Source organism: Microbacterium sp. Bi128, from assembly GCF_918698205.1.
In genome coordinates this window covers 1-2167 of sequence record NZ_CAKKMM010000865.1, presented here as the reverse complement: position 1 = coordinate 2167, position 2167 = coordinate 1, and the positions used below count along the sequence as shown (strand labels likewise).

General features: G+C 68.7%; 2 protein-coding genes and 1 pseudogene. 1 reads left to right on the top strand and 2 read right to left on the bottom strand.

The window, feature by feature from the left end:
- Positions 1-275, bottom strand: a pseudogene (locus LQV45_RS27360) (CPBP family intramembrane glutamate endopeptidase); the annotation flags it as partial.
- Positions 276-375: 100 nt separating this feature from the next.
- Between LQV45_RS27360 and LQV45_RS27355 the strand changes: the two are divergent.
- Positions 376-1056, top strand: coding sequence for a histidine phosphatase family protein (locus LQV45_RS27355; RefSeq protein WP_028278302.1), 681 nt, complete (start codon positions 376-378; stop codon positions 1054-1056).
- A 47-nt stretch (positions 1057-1103) separates the two neighbouring features.
- Here LQV45_RS27355 and LQV45_RS27350 read toward each other — a convergent pair.
- A partial coding sequence (locus tag LQV45_RS27350; RefSeq protein ID WP_230009947.1) for an amidohydrolase family protein occupies positions 1104-2167 on the bottom strand: 1064 nt, incomplete at its 5' end.

Here is a 2167-nt window from a genome sequence, read left to right as displayed (position 1 = left end):
GTTCCGCGCTCACCGGCCGGCACGTGTTCGGTGAGGAAATATATCACGAGGGCCACCGGGACCAGGGCGAAGATGATGTCCAGCAACTGGTAGGTGAGGTCGAAGTATTCGCGTGCGCTCTGTGAGCGGTTCAGGGTGGATGTCCCCTGGGCCAGCGGCGCCGTGGTCATCTTGTCCAGCAACTGCACCAGGGAGTAGATCGCGGACTGCCCGAGTGACAACCCCAGGACAATCAACACTTCGAACCGCAGCCGACGGCGGGAGGGAACCAACATGGTTCTATCTTGCCTGCACTTGCCGATAGTTTGCTGGTGCCCGCATGGTGCCGGCCGCGCCGGCACCCCCGGCTTTTTAGGAGCCCTATGCTTGGGGATTATGAGTGCGCCCCGGAAAATCATCATGATCCGGCACGGCCAGTCTGCCGCCAATGCCGACACCTCGATCTACAACCGTGTTCCGGACTACCGGATCCCGTTGACCGCGCTGGGCCTGGAGCAGGCCACCGCGGCCGGGGAGGAGGTCCGGCGCCAGCTGGACGGCCGCCCGGTGTGCGTCTACGTCTCCCCTTACCTGCGCGCCTACCAGACCCTCGAGGCGCTGAATCTCGGCCCGCTCGTGGAGCGGGTGATCGAGGAACCGCGCCTGCGCGAACAGGACTGGGCCAACTTTCAGATCGCCGGCGACATCGAGGACCAGAAGGAGCTCCGCAACGCCTACGGGCACTTCTTCTACCGCTTCCGCGAGGGCGAGTCCGGTTCCGATGTGTATGACAGGATTTCTTCCTTCATGGAAACCCTGCACCGGCACTGGTCCCGGCCCGGCTATGCCCCGAACGCGCTGTTTGTGACGCACGGATTGACCATGCGGCTGTTCTGCATGCGCTGGTTCCACTGGTCGGTGGAATATTTCGAGTCCCTGAATAACCCCGAGAACGCCGAGGTCCGCACCCTGCTGCGCACCTCGCACGGCAAGTACGAGCTCGACAAGCCCTTCACGCAGTGGGAGAAGAGGCGCGTGGACGAGACCGTCCTCGACGCACCGCCCATGATGTTCTAGGGCGGCCCGTCCGGAGCCGGAGCCAGCCAGGTCAGCGGACCCGCCCGCTAACGGACCGGCTGCGCCACACCGGCGCGCCACACCGCGTGCGTCAGGGGGATGCCTGGCCGGTAGGCCAGATGCGTGGCGGAAGGCGCGTTGAGCAGGTGCAGGTCCGCGCGGTGTCCGACGGCGATCGAGCCCACCGCGCGTTCGCCGTCGGCGTCGTTCCCGGACTCCCGGCCCAGGGCCAGCGCGCCGCCGTAGGTCGCGGCGCGCACCGCCTCGTGGACGCTGAGCCGCATCTGCAGCACGGCGGTGGTGACGCAGAACGCCATGGAGCTGGTGTAGGACGTGCCGGGGTTGCAGTTGGAGGCCAGCGCCAGCTGCACACCGGCGTCGAGCAGTTCACGGCCGGGGGCCAGCGGCTGCCGGGTGGAGAGATCGCAGGCCGGCAGGCACGTGGCGACCGTGCCGCGCTGCCCGGATCCGGGCGTGCCGCTGCCGCCGGCGGCGTCCCAGCCGGACCAGCTGCCGGCAAGGGCATCGACATCCGCGGCCGAAAGGTAGTTCACGTGGTCCACGCTCGCGGCGCCGACTTCCACGGCCAGCCGGACGCCGGGGCCCTCGCCGAGCTGGTTGCCGTGGACGCGCAGCCCCAGCCCGGCGGCCTTGCAGGCCAGGAGCACCCGGCGGGACTGGTCCTCGTTGAACGCGCCCTGCTCGCAAAAGACGTCGGCCCAGCGGACGTAGGGCCGGACTGCGGTGAGCATCGGCCCGCAGACCAGCTCCGTGTATTCCTCCGCGTCCATCCCGGCGGGCACAAGGTGCGCCCCCAGGTAGGTCACCTCGTCCGCCACGGTGGAGGCGATGCGGGCGATGCGGGCCTCGTTCTCGAGGTCCAGGCCGTAGCCGGTTTTGGTCTCCAGGTAGGTGGTGCCCTGCGACACGGCCTCCGCGACGCGGCCCATCGCCAGCCGGGTCAGGTCGAAGTCGCTCGTGCTCCGGGTGGCGCCGGTGGTGACGGCGATCCCGCCGGCACTGTAACTCTCCCCCGCCATCCGGGCCTCGAACTCGGCAGTGCGGTCCCCCGCGAAGATCAGGTGCGTGTGCGAGTCGACCCAGCCCGGGA

Excerpts from the sequence above, each read along its gene's own strand:
- LQV45_RS27355 (WP_028278302.1), top strand. The coding sequence starts at position 376 with ATGAGTGCGCCCCGGAAAATCATCATGATCCGGCACGGCCAGTCTGCC.